The 17,458-nt window shown below is 37.3% G+C and carries 12 protein-coding genes; 3 read left to right on the top strand and 9 right to left on the bottom strand.

From position 1 onward, the window contains the following. Positions 1–25 precede the first annotated feature (25 nt). The 8 genes from L1275_RS09550 to L1275_RS09520 form a co-directional block, all read right to left on the bottom strand. Complete coding sequence (locus tag L1275_RS09550) at positions 26–6,130, bottom strand: alpha-2-macroglobulin (protein WP_253472177.1); 6,105 nt, start codon at positions 6,128–6,130, stop codon at positions 26–28. A gap of 76 nt (positions 6,131–6,206) precedes the next feature. Continuing rightward, complete coding sequence (locus tag L1275_RS09545; RefSeq protein ID WP_253472176.1) at positions 6,207–7,124, bottom strand: aspartyl protease family protein; 918 nt, start codon at positions 7,122–7,124, stop codon at positions 6,207–6,209. 294 nt (positions 7,125–7,418) lie between these two features. After that, positions 7,419–8,288 (bottom strand): nuclear transport factor 2 family protein, encoded by an 870-nt coding sequence (locus tag L1275_RS09540; RefSeq protein ID WP_253472175.1) that lies wholly within the window; start codon positions 8,286–8,288, stop codon positions 7,419–7,421. A gap of 251 nt (positions 8,289–8,539) precedes the next feature. Beyond that, positions 8,540–9,574, bottom strand: coding sequence for an LLM class flavin-dependent oxidoreductase (locus L1275_RS09535; RefSeq protein WP_253472174.1), 1,035 nt, complete (start codon positions 9,572–9,574; stop codon positions 8,540–8,542). Between the two features lie 13 nt (positions 9,575–9,587). Further along, complete coding sequence (locus L1275_RS09530; RefSeq protein WP_253472173.1) at positions 9,588–10,010, bottom strand: OsmC family protein; 423 nt, start codon at positions 10,008–10,010, stop codon at positions 9,588–9,590. A gap of 283 nt (positions 10,011–10,293) precedes the next feature. After that, on the bottom strand, positions 10,294–10,857 hold the full coding sequence (locus tag L1275_RS09525; RefSeq protein ID WP_253472172.1) for a hypothetical protein: 564 nt from the start codon (positions 10,855–10,857) through the stop codon (positions 10,294–10,296). Between the two features lie 39 nt (positions 10,858–10,896). Next, complete coding sequence (locus tag L1275_RS16520) at positions 10,897–11,019, bottom strand: hypothetical protein (protein WP_256499856.1); 123 nt, start codon at positions 11,017–11,019, stop codon at positions 10,897–10,899. Positions 11,020–11,174: 155 nt separating this feature from the next. Beyond that, positions 11,175–11,612: an FKBP-type peptidyl-prolyl cis-trans isomerase gene (locus tag L1275_RS09520; RefSeq protein WP_253472171.1), complete on the bottom strand. Its 438-nt coding sequence runs from the start codon at positions 11,610–11,612 to the stop codon at positions 11,175–11,177. 118 nt (positions 11,613–11,730) lie between these two features. Between L1275_RS09520 and L1275_RS09515 the strand changes: the two genes are divergently transcribed. The 3 genes from L1275_RS09515 to L1275_RS09505 all read left to right on the top strand — a co-directional run bounded on the left by L1275_RS09515 (position 11,731) and on the right by L1275_RS09505 (position 15,285). Next, complete coding sequence (locus tag L1275_RS09515; protein WP_253472170.1) at positions 11,731–12,369, top strand: TetR/AcrR family transcriptional regulator; 639 nt, start codon at positions 11,731–11,733, stop codon at positions 12,367–12,369. A 37-nt stretch (positions 12,370–12,406) separates the two neighbouring features. Then, positions 12,407–13,687 (top strand): MFS transporter, encoded by a 1,281-nt coding sequence (locus tag L1275_RS09510; RefSeq protein ID WP_253472168.1) that lies wholly within the window; start codon positions 12,407–12,409, stop codon positions 13,685–13,687. A gap of 371 nt (positions 13,688–14,058) precedes the next feature. Beyond that, complete coding sequence (locus tag L1275_RS09505; RefSeq protein WP_253472166.1) at positions 14,059–15,285, top strand: YncE family protein; 1,227 nt, start codon at positions 14,059–14,061, stop codon at positions 15,283–15,285. A 210-nt stretch (positions 15,286–15,495) separates the two neighbouring features. Here the strand turns inward: L1275_RS09505 and L1275_RS09500 are convergent, their stop codons facing one another. After that, complete coding sequence (locus L1275_RS09500; RefSeq protein WP_253472164.1) at positions 15,496–17,283, bottom strand: hypothetical protein; 1,788 nt, start codon at positions 17,281–17,283, stop codon at positions 15,496–15,498. Positions 17,284–17,458 lie beyond the last annotated feature (175 nt).

Genomic DNA, 17,458 nt, shown 5'->3' with positions numbered 1-17,458 from the left:
TTTAGCCGTATTTTTTATGACTTAATTATTTTATTTCTATTACGACACCTTCAGTATGCGCACTCATTTCCGGTGCGTACATATTTTGTAAAGTGGCTATCCCGTTTGAAAACACCCCAGCTGTATTGGCTCTGAGTTCATATTCAAACACATAGGTTCCCTTTTTTAGCGCGTCGATAAAGAAGTTTGTAGCCACATCTCTGGTCTCTTGGTAATAAGCGGTGCGATTGCCCCATTTATATCCAGAAATTGCATTGATGGGCTCCAATCCGCTGGCGCGCATGTCTTTGAGGTGTATAAATTCCATATCGCGATCGGTGGTTACCTCAAGGCGTACCGTTACTTTATCGCCCACTTTAATCGGATTTGAATCGGTTACCGCCTTTAAAACAGGACCTGAAGCCGAATTGGTTGCGATGTACATTTGCTTGTGGATTTTTATGTTAGTAGCCGTTTTATCAACTTTATTCAAGTCTTCGAAATACTGCCAATACAAAGCTCCCCATGCGGTACCCGCACTTTGTTTGTCAACCGTTACTGTAGCTTGATCTTTTGAAATAGCTTCTTTGTTCCAAGTGTGTTTTGTATAACCGCTACCCGACTGTGCTTCTTGATTTAAATCTATTTGCTGCTTGCCCACCCATATATCGACAACGCTTGCAGCATCCAACGGTGATGCACCCGTATTTAACAGTGCATATACCGCCCTCGTGGTTGCCTTGGTCGACTTCCAGCCGTTTGTAGCTCTGTTTTTTAACAACCAAATCTTCATTTCCGCTACAGCTTTTTCATCACGAGCAACCTCATCAAAAGCTTCTATCAGCAAGGCTTGCGTTTCAATAGGGGTTTGATACCACTGCCAACCCGCTTGATTGGATTTCCAATACATGCCCATTTCGTCTGACATCACCGCTCTTTCTTTTATTTGATGCAGTATCGTCTTTGCCTCGGTTGTTTTTCCAAATCGATGCAAAATCAAGGCTTCCATTACTCTAATGGACAAGGCGCTTTCCATAGGTTTTTCCGATATCATCGACACATAAGCAGCTGCCATTTTTTTCAAATCTGCACTCAGTGGTTTTTCGTCTAAAAAGAAACTTCTCGCATATAAATACTGTATTTGATCGTTTTGAAGACCCTGTTCTTTCTCCTTAGTATCCAAGTAGTTTTTATAGTAATACTGGTCTAAAAACTGTAGAGTCTTGTCTTCTATAGCTGCATACGAATCGGCTATTTCTTTTTTTACACCCATTTTCTTTAAACTTCCAAAACCGCTTAAAATTTCAAGAGTAATATTGGGGTTTACAGCGCCGCCATCAAACCAGGAAAATCCGCCGTTTGAAAGTTGTCTTTTTTGCAATTTTTCCAAAACCACTCCGTATTCATTTTGCATTTTATTCCAATCAAACAACAAGGCCAATCGCTTTTTTTGTTCGGTATCGGATTCCGCATCGCGCAGCCAAGGGGTTTCTTCTATTAAAATATTTTTGAGATCTGGATTTTTCTCTAAAGGGGATTTTAATTCTCCCTTGGAATTCCAATCGTCAAAAACCGCTTTTATCTTCGGATTTGAATTCAACAATTGTTGCGAGATTGTATTTCCATACAAACGGCCAAACAACTGTTCGGAACAATCATACGGATACTCTCTTAAGTAGGGCAATGAAAAAACAGCCATCCAGATGGGATTGGTCGTCATTTCCAAAGTCAACTTAAAATGTTCTAAGGTTTTCGAACTACTATTTTTTAAAGCATCGAGTTCAAAGGTTTTCCGCTGTCCCTCTTTTGCGAATATAGGCAGGGTTTCGGTAAGCAATATTCGATTGGTTAATACGGGAAGCACACTTTCTTCCGCATCGGAAAAATCAGCCGTTGCAGCTACCATACGATATGTTATCGGAGGACTGTTTTTCGGCACGGTAATTTCCCAGTTCACCGCAGTAGAACTGCTAGCTGTTAATTTAAATTCCCGAAGGTTATTTTGATTGTTATACAAATGATCAATCGGTTTCATCGTCAGGGCATCAAACAACATCAAACTCGCCTGACCAGCGGTTTCTCCATCTAAAAGATTTACGATTTTTGCCGTTACAACCACCCGGTCTCCCTCGCGTAAAAATCGAGGTACATTGGGTACTATCATCAAATCTTTTTGCGTTTTAACACGGGTCTCAAAATACCCCGTCTGTAAATCTTTGGTATGGGCAAAAGCCATAAACTTCCATTCCGTCAGACTCTCCGGCATGGTAAATTCTATTTTGACATTGCCGCTTTTGTCGGTTTTTAAATTGGGGTAAAAGAAAGCCGTCTCCCGTAGATTTTTACGGACTTCTACTCGTTTTAATTTTTCTAATTCAGCTCCTTTCTTAGTCGTTATTACTGTGACTCCATGAATCGCACGGCTTCCATACAAAGATGTAGCTTGGTCTCCCGTAATTGTATTTGTCGATAATATATCGTCTTTCAAAATACTGTTAATATCTCCATCAAATATTTCCCCATCAACTATATTTATAGGTTTTATCTGTTCATTTAATGCTGCTGTTCCCCTGACATTGATGGAAGAAGCTGTTGAATAAGCTGTAGTTACAAAAACAGCATTATAGTCCTCCTCGCCATCCTCTATTCGGATTCCAGCTACTTTACCCTCTAATGCACTACCTGCACGGTAAAGTGCTTGCTTCATTCTATAGCTACTAAAATAATAATCGTAGAAATTCCAATACGGTTGGTCCAATCTTCCCTTATTTGAATTGTAATAGTAATTTGGTAACCGATTAGTATTATGCTCTACTTCAAAAGCATCTGAAGTTCTAAATCTTTCTGAAACTTTATATGAATTGTAAGACCGGAGAAATACAAATTTCTCATCAAAGTTATTAGTTTTAAACTGATCTAAAGACACGTCATACATACCCGCCAAAACTTCTGCTAGTACCTGATCTTTTTTCGAGCCTGATATGGTTAATTCCCATTTCTCTTTTGCTCCAGGGTATAATTTATTTCGTAAAGTAGCCATTTTTATATCTAACTGTTGGGTTGGGTACAGGACACTAACGTCCAGATTTTTCAAAATAACACTGTTGTATTTAATCATTAATACCTCTATTTGAATACGACCAACATAGGAAGCCAAGACAGGAAATTCAAATACACCTATTTTCTCACCTAAGTCAATGTTCTTTTTTATCATCGTCTCGTTATTACACAACAAGGAGACTACAGCATATGAATCTTGTTCTGATGAGTAAAGTCGCAATTGAACTATATCTCCAATCTTATAGCTGCTTTTATCCAAGTCCATCGCCAATATTGATGGTGAATCACTGAGTTTCGCCATTTTATTTTTTACTTCAAAAAACTGCTCGGATTCAATTTTTTGTTCTTTATCCCAAACCCAGCTTTTAATGATATATTTACCATCATTCAAAGGCTTGTTTTGTTTAAAATGAATCTCCGTTGATTGCTGTGTGTCAAAAGTGGTTTCTAACAACTTAGAACCTCTCTTCCATTTTGACCTATCCCTTTCATCGCCATAAGGTTCGTGTGGAAATAATTGGATAAATTCTTCCTCTGTATAATGCTGGTAGTCCACCTCAAAAGGACTGTCTCTTACAACGCGATTAGGAACCACTAAAGGATAAATTTCCATTCCCCCTTGGGCATTGACTAACTGATCGTTTAAATTAGTGACCCGAACCGCAAATTGATTGAGCTGATCTGGCGTAATTACCTCCGGTAAGTTATAGGTAAATGACAGCCCCAAATCACCGATCAATACGGCGCTTTCAGCTGTATGCGTTTCGCCATTATCATCCATGACCGCTACTTCCACTCTATAGCTATAGGTACGCGGCTTATCTTCCTTTTGATCTGCAGCGATTGCTTTAAACGGAATTTCAAAACGTCCGTTTGCATCGGTGAGCAGCGTTCCAAAGGCAATTTCTACAGAATCGCTATTTCGATACCAATTTGGCGTCCTATAATAAGGATCGAAAGAATACAATGCCTGTCTAAAAACGCGGTAAGTCACCTTGCCTTGATCGATATCCGCTCCTGAAAAAGCGCTGGCCTTGCCACTTACTTTGATCTCATCGCCAAAATGATGGTTTCCCTTTACGGTATCTAACAGCACCTCAAACTTTGGTCGTTTGTATTCTTCTACCGAAAAACCCTTATAACCATCTAACGAAGATTGCAAGGAATAATTTCCCAGTAAACCCGATTGGGGTAAAACAAACTCCCCTTGTACCGAACCAAATTCATTGGTGATTAAATTCAAGGTTTGAATTACTTTATAGTTGGCATCTCTTAACGATATATCAACTTTATGGTTTGCCTTTACCCGCTGTTTGTCAGCGATTATATGAGTAACTACTCCTTTAAAGTAAAGCGTTTGACCTGGTCGATAAATACCTCTATCAGTAAATATTTTTGTTTTAAATGTCATTTCTTTTCCTTCATAGTCACTATCATAAAAATCACTGTATCTATTAGTATAATAGATATTCTCCCCTTCCAATTTAAAATAAAAATCCTCTGTATCGTCATCTATAAATTCAAGATTATATTCTCCATTTCTATCGGTTTTCACTTCCCTTTTAAACTGATCGTTATCTAATTCGCCAGCAATTACATCCTCTTCACTATAATCTTCACTATAAACCACCATCGGTTTATTAGCCATAGGTTTTCCCGTATATCGATCATAAACTCGAACAGTATTTTTATTAAAAATAACTGCTGCATTAGTTACATAAATTTGATTCATGACTACCGCACTTTTATCTGTAATTGCTGAGAAAGGTTCGTTAGAAAATAATATAACATAGGATCCTATTGGCAGTGCTTCTAGATTTAGTAAAGTAGTATGGGCTTTATAGTCGTCAAAAGCTTTTAAAGTCGACTGATATTCCCTAATTAATGGGTATTTATCTATAATTTTATCGTAATAGTCTTTTTGTGAATCTTCGTTTTTTCTATAGTTTATTTCACCAAAATCATTTTCAGTACTGTCGTATTTCAATACTTTTACATAAACCTGATTTATATTGTTGTGTTTAATTAATATGGGGTTATTACGTTCAGGAATCAAATATTTTTCAATTGATACTTTTAAAATAGGGGCAGTTATTTTATTTTTTAACAGAGTCAGATCCTCGTTGATATCACTATCGGGATATTTCATTTTCACAACATCTATCAACTCTAATACGCTATCGTAGGCTGATTTATCCCAACTATTTTCTGCACTCTTATAGGCTGCATTAATCCAATTTCTGTATATATATGCTGTAATGGGTAATGAAGAATATTTATTGGCTAATTCCCTATACTTTTCAGATATTTCTAAAATATTCTCATCTGATGTTTCAGATTGAAATTGATATAATCGCGTGTAAATTTCACCTTCCAGATATTTTTTTTTCTGAAAATCGATCGCCAAATCATCTAATAATTTCTTACTTTTTTGTTTATTCTCTTTTTCTAATTCTTTTGTTAAATCAAAACGATTTGAATTTAGAAAAGTACTGTATTGAAATACTAGAACATCATAAACTGAAAAATTAAGTTTCATGTCCGACGCATCTACCCAAACAAAAGAATCTTTCAAGTCTTTAATCTGGGTTTTTTGAAGTGTTTTTTTGTCGACTAACGCTTGCCTGTAGTAAGCATCTATTGTTTTCCAAAATGTCCCACTTGTCCAAACATTTAAATGCATTCCAGCTTCATTTTCCAACTTTGTCCTACTATATATACTCCACTGGTTTTCATTATAATAAGTAGAATATAACATCGCTAAATATCCCGATATAATTGATTTATCTACTCCCTTTGCATGAGCTAATTCACTTTTTAAAGCGTCAAAAATATACTCAACATTATCGTCTTTTTCCGAAGTAACTATCTTGATTTTAGCATCGTAAAAAAGCGCCTTAATCGCATTGGGATAGTCCTTTTCTTTACGCGCTTGCTCTAAAACGCGGTTAATGTCGGGTTGCAAACTCGAAAATTTTCCTTCGCTAATTTGTTCTTCGATTCGTTTCCATTGCTCCTCGATGCTGATGTTTTTTTGTGCGGTTACCGTTAAACCGCATAGAATCATTAAAAGGCAAATCGTATTTTTCATGTTTTTTGTATAGTAGTGGGTGGTAATCAAAGAAAATAGCTCGGCTATAACGTTTTTAAATAGAGTTAAAACTTTATCAAACGCCCTTATATATATCGTTTATTAATGCATTGCTCTTTAAATAAATAAACTCCCGTTTCGCATCTAGGACCATTTGAAAGCGCTTTAAAATATCGCCTCCAACAACACTCATCTTTTGACGGCTTAAAGCACCGCTAAAGAAACCGACGGGAACCTCCTCTAAAAGGATATTACCGATGCGGAATTGCGGCAATATAGCCCTTTGGGTTTTTAATACATTTCCAAAGGAGTCTTTGAGTTCTTTTTGATTGATGACAGTCAGTTTATCAGCTATACCGAATTTTTCGACAAATACATCATCTAATAATACCGCTCCCGCATAACCCGAGTGAATCAAGTATTTATTAATCAATATTTTTGAATCAATCGTAGCTAAAGCGTGAATAAATAAATAACCGTTCTCCTGGATTAACCGTTGTTTGGAATATGTTTCTATATCCGAAGGTAAGTTATCTCGCAATACCAATTCTTTGTGTTCAAAATCGATTTGAATGGTTTTTCCTTCAAAAAGATTTATTCCAAATTTCCCATCGCTACCCTGTCCTGAGTTGGTGTCTTCCCATATTGGAACATTTTCAAATACCATAGTCCCGAGCTGCACCGTATTGACCGGGCTAAATCGAGAAGTGTTTTGGTCGCCACCCCAACTTTTGACACTGTCGGTACGCTGGAAATCCAATTTCACGCGTTTGGTGGCTTCTTCGGTTAGATTGACCGCATCAGCAGCCGTGTGAAACATCAGTTTTACCGTGTCTCTTCCGTTTAAAATTACGGGTATTAGTATGTTGTTGTAGGCCGTTAGTTCAAAAGGAATTTGAACTCTAGCATCGGGCGACGCTGCCTTCTTTTGAAGTTGAGCTGAAGCTGAAAAGCCAAGAAAAAAACAACAGAAAAACAGTAAACATTTTGTCATATACATAGGATAAAAAGCATAGCGGAAATGTAGTTACAGTTTTAATAGAAATCAAGAAAATCCTTTATAAAATACAGCTATACATAAAATTAAACATGCTTAGGTCAAGCATCTGATTAAAATGCAAATTTTCCCAAACATCGCATACTGTTTTTTACCATCAGCTGTTTCCCTGCTTGTCCACTTAGGTTGGGCAATCCTTTTAATCCCTTACTGCCCCGTTCTAATGGGTGGATCAGTAATTTTATCCATAAAAAAAGGGGTTATCTATTTTTAGATAACCCCTAAGTGGCTTTAAAATTTACCATGGGGATTTGCCCATTTATCCTTTGCTGGAATTTCTTCAATAATGTCCCAATGCTCCGAAATCTTTCCATTTTCCACTCTAAAGAGATCGTAAATAGACAAGGGTTTCCCCATACTATTGGACTCCGAAACCACCAATACAAAATTGCCTTGACCAAATACATGGTGTATTTTGTTGTAAGTTAATTTAATCCCCTTTTCTTTCATAGCAGCCAATGCCGTTTTTAAACCGACAATGCCGTCTTTAATATCTGGATTGTGCTGTATGTATTTTTCGCTGTTGACATAGTTGTCAATAGCGTTTATATCACCATTTACTAGAAAATCCGTTACAAATGCTTTTACTAAGGTTTTATTGGCTTCCGTTTTATCGAGATCACTAACCACCGCTTCTCCATCGTACATCGTATGTCCGCTAGCCGTTTCTCTCAAGGCTTGCGCATTGTCCCAATGCTCTACCGCTTTGCCGTCTTTAAATCTAAACAGGTCAAAACCGACCGTTTTTTTATCTCCTGCATCATATACCGCTTGGATTACTACCACATCATTATCTTGAAAAGCACGGACTATGTCAATGTTGACACCCGTATTCATCATCGATTTTCTAAAATCCCTAAAGGCTTGTTTGCCGTCGGGTACATACACATTGTGCTGTATGTATTGCGAATCGGATATATAGTCCAAGGCTGTGGAATCCTGCGAAACCAAACTCTGTAAAATGGCCTTTCCACGATCGATATCCGTCAGTTCACTCGGCACGCTTTCTTTTTCAGCCGCCGTTTGTTGCTTTTTGTCGTTACAAGAAATTAGAGCTATTGTACTCAAAATAATTCCTAATTTTAATACGTTTTTTCTCATACGATTTCATTTTGTTGTTATTGAAATAGAGCTGTAAACAAGCTTTTTTCGGATGTTTTACATATAATCCTTTACCTAATCTACAGATTAAAAATCAAAAACAACCACACTTTATTAAAAAATTTTAATAAAAACAAACCTTCATCAACTATAAGATCAATTATTTCGTTAATTAATTTTATAAAAAATCAATACGATTTAGTCCAGTATACTTCAGTAGAGCTGTTAAAAATGGCTTAGCACTATTTCTATTATGCCTTGGTTGCTTTTCTAACCGCTGGAGCAACATGAGTTCCCAATAATTCGATTGACTTCATCAAATCTTTATGGGCAGGTGCACCGATATCTACATGTAATAGGAAACGAGTGAGTCCAAACATTTCTATATGGTATAACATTTTATCAATCACTTCATTTGGATCTCCTATAAACAATGCCCCTTCTTTACTTCTACCGCCTTCATATTGTTCTTTGGTATAGGGCGACCAACCTCTGCTGCGACCGATTCTATTCATCTGTTCGGCATAGTTGTCAAAATACTTATTGGCGGTATGCTGTGAATGTTCGCCAATAAAACCGTGGGAATGCGTTGCCAATTGCATTTTAGAGACATCGTGGCCCGCCGTTATATATTCTTGTCGATACAGGTCAAAAAACGGTTTAAACTGGCGTGGCATACCGCCGATAATCGCTATGATTAACGGCAATCCCAATCGAGCTGCCCGTACCACAGATTCTGGAGTACCGCCTACGGCTACCCATATATCCAAGGGTTTTGTCGGTCTCGGTAGCACCTGTTGCTCGTGTAAGGGTGCTCGGAAATCCCCCTTCCAACTAAACGCCTCTTCATGAGTATTGATGTTAATCAACAAATCGAGTTTTTCAACAAATAGTTCCGAATAATGATCCAAGTCGTAGCCAAAAAGTGGAAATGACTCTGTAAAACTACCCCTGCCGACCGTGATTTCTGCACGTCCGTTGGACAACAGATCCACTGTAGAAAAGTTTTGAAAAGTTCTTACCGGATCAACAGAACTCAAGACCGTTACCGAACTGGTTAATTTAATGTTTTTGGTAATCGTAGCCGCAGCAGCTAAAATGATCTCGGGCGCAGAGACCGAGAAATCCGGTCTGTGGTGTTCACCGATACCAAAAACATCCAACCCCACTTCATCGGCTAATTTGATCTCTTCCATCATTTCCTCTAAGCGCAATTGAGGAGATTGAAATTTTTGAGTTTTTTTGTCAAAGGAAAGATCCCCAAACATACTTATACCTATTTCCATGCTGATTTTATCTTTATTTCAAATTGGCCTTTAATTCGATTTTAACTGTTTGTAAGGCTTTAGACAGTGGGCAAATTTCCTTCGCTTTTTGAGCGGTAGCATTAAAAACTTCGGCAGAAATGTTCGGTACAGTGGCATTGACGATCAATTCAATCAACGCAATACTTCCGTCTTCAAAAGTTACTAAGGCTTGAGTAGCCAATTCATCGGGAACAAATCCTTGCTCACTCAACAAGGCACTTAATTGCATGGTAAAACAACCTGCATGAGCTGCTCCGAGTAATTCTTCAGGATTCGTACCGGGGTTACCATTTTCAAATCGCGTTTTAAAGGCATAGGGTGCTTGATCCAATACTTTGCTCTCTGTACTGATCGTACCACTTCCCGTTTTTACGTCTTTGTGCCAAATGGCATTTGCTGTTCTAGTGAATTTCATAATTTGTAATTTTATTGATTTAAAAAATAAACGGTTATTATCTGGAATACCAATCAATCCTGTCCTTTACAGTTGCATTTACAACCGCGAAGAAGTTTTTGAATTCTGACATCCTACAACATAACCATCATTAGCGATTAATCCGCTGATCTTATAAATTTAATCTATTTCCGATAGAACTCTTTTAATTTTTTCTTAATAAAATAATATTTCGAAGAAGTTATAATAAAAAAACAGCCCAAAGAGGGCTGCTTATCAGAATTTTTGCAAAAAAAAGTCTTTTTTATTCATGTCCCCAAGGACGTTGCGGTTGGGGAATTTCTTTTGTTAGATCAAATTGAACTTGAAAGTGATTCGGAGAATCTACGCGTCTGAGATTGTAGGTATATTCACTGCCATTAATCGTCACCCACCATACATTTCCAGCCGCGGCTGGAATTAAATCCGTGGTTTCTTGATCCGCTGGAAAATATTGTATCGTGCTACTTCCCGTATTGGTGGTTGTACCTCCGTATTGTGTGATTTTATCTTCGGAACCGTCTTTTAAACGGTGATCGTGTTTTAATTCAATACCCTGCGGTGTTTTTGTAAATACCCAAGTGCGCGAGTGATCATCACCTACATAAAAAGGAATTTTGATTTCCGTATCCGAACAGCTCATAACAAACATAGCGAGTTCCTTTCCCGAAAAGTCTTTAGGTATGGGGTCTGTAGTCATTTTACCGGCAAATGCCTGTCCACAGCGAGACTGCAGTTGATTCCAAAATTGATCCTGAGCCTGGTTGGTCTGTGCATATACCGATCCGAGAGTAAGAAAAGTTAGAGCTAAAAAATAATTGATCCGCATTGTTTTACTATTATAAGGTTATCTCCAAATATAGTCTTTTTAATTCGGAGCCTCCTTTTTCTTATCCGCATAAACAGCTTTCAAATCCGTAGAGTGCTTGCGTTTGCCAAAACTAGCTCCAACAATTAGACCTACTAAAAGTAAAAAGTAATTTATCTTCATCGTACTCGTTTTTAAACAGGTTATTCTCCAAGATACGAATTATGTAGCATAAAAACAAATTTCACTGTATGTAAAGCCCTGTAAAATCACACTTTACCTACTATACATACTAGTATTACAGTTGAAATTATTGAATTTTAAGGTCTGAAAAATCATTATAAAACGATGTCCAATAAGGTGATTTCAAAGATTAAAGTGCTGTTTGGACCGATCTCCTTGGTCAGTTGTTGGTCTCTGTAAGCCATTTCAGGGGGCACAACCATGCGAAATTTGGTTCCCACTTCAATCAACGGAATCACTTGTTGCCATGCTTTAATCAATTTGACTAATGAAAAGGTAGCCGGTTGATTGCGAACTAGCGAACTATCAAAAACTTCACCGCTAACCGTAGTGCCGTGATAATGACATAAAATGCGATCAGTCATTAAGGGCTTAGCACCACTACCTTGCTCTATGATTTCATAAATGATACCACTGTCCAATTTTATAGTGTTTTGATGTTGCTGATACGACAGTCTATACGCATCACCGTCTTCCTGATTTTTTAAAGCCAAAGCGGCTTTTCGTTTTTGCAAAAGTTCTGCTACCCCCATAATTCTTTTATTAATTAGGACAAAAATAATTTATTTACCGTAGAATGCCTTCTAAAAATCGCACATTTACTTTTAAGAGAATGAATATTCACTTACATTTGCATTTCAAATTTAAACGATGAGAGCAAGGAATCTCGACAAGCAAAAAACCGTAAAAGAAAATGCCATTGCCATGATTGGGCAAGGAGGTTTGGAGAATTTCAGTATCAACAAATTAGCCAAGCTTTCTAAGGTTTCCGTTGCTACGATTTACATTTATTATAAGGATAAAGACGATTTAATTTTCCAACTAACCACCGAACAAGGAGCAGAATTAGCCGATTTAATTTTAAAAGATTTTAGTCCGGAAATGTCTTTTGAAGCCGGTTTAAGGCAGCAATGGATCAATCGTTATCATCAAATGATGCATAAACGAGATTCGGTTTTGTTTATGGTACAAGTCAAAAGTTCTTCCTACTATCGCGATTTTTTAAAGGTGTTAATGAATAAAATCAAACAACAGTTAAATCAGTTTTTAGAAAATGCTTTTAAGCGTGACGAAATCGATCGTATTCCCCTAGAAGTCTATTGGTCTATTGCCCATGCCCCACTTTATTCCCTGATCAAATTTCACTATGAAGAAATCGATTTGGAAGGCAAGCCCTATCAATTGAAAGAAGAGGTTTTGTGGCAAACTTTTGATTTGGTTGTTCGCGCTTTAAAAAAAAACAACTCAGCCATGGAGTCTAACTCAACCGTGAAGCCCCTTATACAATAAACAAGTCTATTTAGCTTAATTACTCCCACCTATACTTATGGAAAAGAAAAAAACGGTGCCTTTCACCGGTTATGAAAAATTTGTTATTCTTATTTTAGCCATTACCCAGTTCACCGTAATTTTGGATTTTATGGTGATGTCTCCGCTTGGAGATTTGCTATTGAAGTCCTTAGACATGGACACTCGAGATTTTGGTATTGCCGTATCTGCCTATGCTTTTAGTGCGGGGATATCGGGTTTACTTACAGCGGGTTTTGCCGATAAATTTGATCGGAAAAAACTATTATTGTTCTTCTATGTTGGATTTATAGTTGGGACTTTATTCTGTGGATTGGCCAACTCCTACCCGACCTTGGTTGCTGCACGAATTTTCACCGGTTTGTTCGGAGGTGTCATCGGTTCGATATCGATGGCGATTATCACCGATATCTTTAGTTTGCAACAGCGTGGACGCGTGATGGGTTTTGTGCAGATGGGTTTCGGAGCGAGTCAGGTTCTCGGGATTCCAATCGGCTTATACATTGCACATAAATGGGCGTGGGAAGCACCGTTCTTTATGATTGTTGGATTATCCATTTTTATAGCGGTAAGTATTGCCGTATGGTTAAAACCCGTCAATGCGCATCTGGCTATTCAACAAGATAAAAAGGCTTTACTTCACTTGTGGCATACCTTAAAAGACAAAGACTACCGCATTGGGTTTATGGCTACGGGAATTTTGTCCGTCGGCGGATTTATGATGATGCCCTTTGGAACCGTATTTGCAGTCAATAACTTAGGAGTCAGCGAAGCGCAATTACCGATGTTGTTTATGATATCCGGATTGAGTTCCCTAGCAATGATGCCTTTTATCGGTAAACTCAGCGATAGAATGAGCAAGTTTAAACTTTTTGCCATTGCGTGTATCTGGTTGATGCTGGTTTGTGTGGTTTACACCAACTTAGCTGTTGTTCCTTTTTGGTTGGTGATCATTACGAACATTTTAATGATGATCGGAATCATGGGCCGTATGGTTCCTTCTTCCGCGATGAGCAGTGCAGTTCCCGAAATGAAAGATCGCGGTGCTTATATGAGCATTAATGCTTCTTTACAGCAAATTTCTGGAGGAATCGGTGCAGCCGTTGCAGGAGTTATTGTGTACCAAGAAAGCAAAACCAGTCCGTTGATCAATTACGATATAGTCGGTTATGTGGTGGTGGTGATTTCCTGTATCAGTATCTTGATGATGAGTCGCGTTGATCGCCTTATTAAGAGAAAGACACTCAATTCGATACCGGATAGTTCTCTAGAAGATCCCATTATTAACGAAATGCATTAAGCACTACCATTATATTGAGTCTAATAAATAGTATTGGACCTGCAAGTGAGGCCACTAAATTTCTTTTAGTGGCCTCACGCATTTAGCCCTTTTTGAGCAGCTAATTAATACAGCATGCTTTACTTATACCGGCTCATCTAATAAAAAACACTACTCGATCGACTTAAATAACAAATAAACATAGTACAAAAAACAACTAAAATAGTACAAAAAAACTACATATTGAGATTTAAAAAACTCCAATACCTCAATAATCACCGCGTACTGGAGCATATCCCTACATAAAGCGATTTATTTTTTTATTAAAATACCATATTTATATATTTTTTTACTAATTTTAACAGAACTAATCTTGATAAAATTTAAAACTTATGAAACATAACATTAAATATTGGGGTTTACTGGTCCTATTCCCCATTATATTCGCAAATTGCGATAGCGATAATCATCAAACTTTACCATCTAGAGAATCTATTTTTTTTATAGATTATCGCAGTGTTGAAGGCAAATCAGATGGTATGGCAGTTATTGAACTGGATCCGGAGTCTGTAAATTTTGGAAAAATTAAAAACAAACTCGAAATGGGTGTTGGTACCTTACCGCATCACATTTATTATGACAATACCGAAAAGAAACTTTATACGACAGCATTAGGCGGTAATTATCTTTATCAAATCACTACTGCTGTTGATAACGACGGTTATCCTTTATTGGTCAGCGCTACACCTATCAACACCGGTACAAACACCGTAGCAGAAAACATCTTCTTTACTACCGACAATCGCTTTTTCGTAACCTTTATGGGTGGAGATGGAAGTCTAAAAGGCGGAAGTGTTGGTGTATTTAATGCTAGCACCAATCAATTATTACACACCATATCTGGATCACAGGATGCTGACCCATCAAAATACATCATGTATCCACACGGTATCTCGATTAACGAGTCTCGCAATTTGATGATGGTAACTTCTACCATACATCCGGATTTGACTTCTGGTGTTGGAAACACAACAAGTTTAATTGATCTAACCACTTACGACATACTTAAAACCTATACCGTAGCTGACAGTCCAACGGATATGTCTGCACCCGTGGAAGTATTGTTACTGCGAGGTGAATTTCCGCAATATGCCTTGGCCACAACCATGCTTGGCGGTGATATTTGGATAGCTCCTTATAATGAAACCACACATCAATACGACGAATTCACAAAGATTTTCGATGGTGCTTCACACGGATTGGGGTGGACTTTAGAGATGTATATTGACAACACCAAAAAGCTCTATGTCAGTTTTGCTGACCCCGGTAAAGTATTGGTTTTTGATATTTCAAATCTACCAAACTTAAACCTTGTAAAAACGTTAAATGCTGATAAAGGAGCGCATCACATGAGTTTCTTTAAAACAAAATCAGGTAAGTCAGTTGTTGCTGTACAAAATAATTTATTGGATATTCCAGGTATCAATTCCGGTACAATTAGCATTATAGATCTTCAAACAGGTGCTACCTTAGGAACTGTAGATTTGCGATCACAATACGGCATTATAGCTGAGTCGATCGAAAGCACACGCGGACCAGGATTCTATTTACACCATTAAAAGTAAACCCATTAAAAAAAAAACTCAAGTCTTTCTACTTAGAATAACTTGAGTTTTTGCTTTTATAGGACATCAATAAACACGCAAAAAAATAAGGACAGGTCATCCAGCGACCCATCCTTACTCTTCAATAACAACACTAATTACTGCTTTTGAAAAAAACTACTCGTGTTTCCAACAAACAGCTATAAAAATTTCTACTTATACTTTTTACAATTTTTGAAGTGTTATTTCTAAGTCATTCAATTCAATCAAAGCCTGTTGTTTATTATTGATAAAATAAACCAGATCCCTGTCAAACAACACTCTATAATAAGCTATCCCATCGAGTAAGTTCTGCTTAAACTTCAACAATTTCTTTTCCTTCATCGCAGTGAAGTCCTTTATCAAAGCCGTCTTCTCGCCCATAAAGTGATCACAATACATGCGCAGTTCTTTAATAAAGAAATGCGGTCGCGCAACTTCTACGATACTTTGATCCTTGTCGTAAATATGCTGTATCATCGTCTTTAAAGAAACCGTTTTATTAAAATAAGCCATATTAGGTCCTGGGCAAATCACAATACCTTGAGCCTCTCCTTTTACAGGTAAATCATTTTCGATTAGAGATGCATTTGCCAAACCAATACACAAACACGCTTTTTCCGTAATGGCGTTGTATTCTCCTTTAAAAGCCTCATCGGTCAATTGTTCTTTTCTCGCTTCGAGTTCTTGAATTTTGTTGTCTTGAAATTTCTTAGAGGCGGTACACCAACCTTGCTCAGAGTATTCTTTGTTTAATGCTAAATATTTTCTCGGGCAGGAACTGCCTGCTCGGTTTTTTAAAACCCTTTGATTTCTAAAAAAGTCATTGGTCATTCCCTTAACCGTATTAAATGGAATACCCAAAGGGGACAGATTGCTTAAATACAAATCGTCTTCTTTGGCATTTTCCAACAATGCACGTGTAGCACTATCTACGGAAGTCGCCTCTGGAACCAATAAAAAAGGAGATCCCCAGCCTACCGAGCTCAATTGATATTCACGCAATAGAAACTCATGTTCCTCAGCAGTACCCACACCACCTTGAGCAGTAATATTGAGTTCCAGCATATCATTCGGAACGTATTTTCCCTTCTGAGATAAGGCTTTACACATCAATTCATGGGTCGATGTTATTAATTCGTTTCTCTTTTGTTTAAATTCTTCTAATATAGGTCCTAAGAGATACCCCTCTGTCGCGAAAGCATGTCCCCCACAGTTCAAACCCGACTCAATGCGGTATTCGGATACCCAAAGTCCTTTTTTAGCCAAAAAACTTCCTTGAATCAAAGCTGAACGGTAGTCACTAACTTTTAGAATGATTTTTTTGTTGATTTCATGATGCTCATTGGGAAAGAAATCTTCGAAAGATTCAAAGTAACTAAATAAACGCGGATTCATACCTGCAGAAAGCACTACAGACGAATGCAAATCACTTTCCGCAAAACCTCGTAAGGCGGCATGTGCATCATTGTAAATACTATCTAATGGTGTTTGCTTGTCAAAATTTTCTTTATCGACTTTGGTCATAATATTGACATCAATCGCACCCGGTTTTAGATGCTGCTCTAAAAAGTCTTTAAAATTCTGTTTGAGTGGACTATCATGAATAAAATCAAATAAGTCTTGGCGAATTTCAGAACTTCTCGGTAATAAATCAATATAATTTTCTACTGCTTTTTTGCTTTCAAGCAGTTCAGTCTTCAATTGTGCAAATTTCTGTTTCACAATTTTATCTACCAAGTTGAGATAAGAAGTAATGCGTTTGCTGCGGAAGTCCTCCATTTTTTTTGTGATTTCCTGATAGGGAAATCCGAACTTACTGCTGTAAAAATGATTCATCTTTTCCATTAGTTCATCATCCATAACAGAAATAACAGAAGAGATACCATATTTTGCAACCCGTATTGGGCTATCTATAGTATAAGCCAAACCCATCACAGGTATGTGAAAGGTGTGTAAGGATTTAGTTGACATGATTTAGAGTTTTTTATAAGATGCACAATAGTAACAAAAATAAATACTACATAAACTGATATATATCATGCTTTTAGATTATTTCAGGCCGTAAAAAAAATATTTTATTACACCACTGCTTTCTTAACAATTTGTGATTTCAATCAAAAAAAACCTTACATTTATTCCAAGCAAA

This window comes from Flavobacterium sp. HSC-61S13 (genome assembly GCF_024171535.1).
In the GTDB taxonomy this organism is placed as follows: Bacteria; Bacteroidota; Bacteroidia; order Flavobacteriales; family Flavobacteriaceae; genus Flavobacterium.
Note: the sequence above shows the minus strand (reverse complement) of the source record. Positions and strands in the feature narration are given on the sequence as shown.

Excerpts from the sequence above, each read along its gene's own strand:
- L1275_RS09550 (WP_253472177.1), bottom strand. The coding sequence starts at position 6,130 with ATGAAAAATACGATTTGCCTTTTAATGATTCTATGCGGTTTAACGGTA.
- L1275_RS09545 (WP_253472176.1), bottom strand. The coding sequence starts at position 7,124 with ATGACAAAATGTTTACTGTTTTTCTGTTGTTTTTTTCTTGGCTTTTCA.
- L1275_RS09540 (WP_253472175.1), bottom strand. The coding sequence starts at position 8,288 with ATGAGAAAAAACGTATTAAAATTAGGAATTATTTTGAGTACAATAGCT.
- L1275_RS09535 (WP_253472174.1), bottom strand. The coding sequence starts at position 9,574 with ATGGAAATAGGTATAAGTATGTTTGGGGATCTTTCCTTTGACAAAAAA.
- L1275_RS09530 (WP_253472173.1), bottom strand. The coding sequence starts at position 10,010 with ATGAAATTCACTAGAACAGCAAATGCCATTTGGCACAAAGACGTAAAA.
- L1275_RS09525 (WP_253472172.1), bottom strand. The coding sequence starts at position 10,857 with ATGCGGATCAATTATTTTTTAGCTCTAACTTTTCTTACTCTCGGATCG.
- L1275_RS16520 (WP_256499856.1), bottom strand. The coding sequence starts at position 11,019 with ATGAAGATAAATTACTTTTTACTTTTAGTAGGTCTAATTGTTGGAGCT.
- L1275_RS09520 (WP_253472171.1), bottom strand. The coding sequence starts at position 11,612 with ATGGGGGTAGCAGAACTTTTGCAAAAACGAAAAGCCGCTTTGGCTTTA.
- L1275_RS09515 (WP_253472170.1), top strand. The coding sequence starts at position 11,731 with ATGAGAGCAAGGAATCTCGACAAGCAAAAAACCGTAAAAGAAAATGCC.
- L1275_RS09510 (WP_253472168.1), top strand. The coding sequence starts at position 12,407 with ATGGAAAAGAAAAAAACGGTGCCTTTCACCGGTTATGAAAAATTTGTT.
- L1275_RS09505 (WP_253472166.1), top strand. The coding sequence starts at position 14,059 with ATGAAACATAACATTAAATATTGGGGTTTACTGGTCCTATTCCCCATT.
- L1275_RS09500 (WP_253472164.1), bottom strand. The coding sequence starts at position 17,283 with ATGTCAACTAAATCCTTACACACCTTTCACATACCTGTGATGGGTTTG.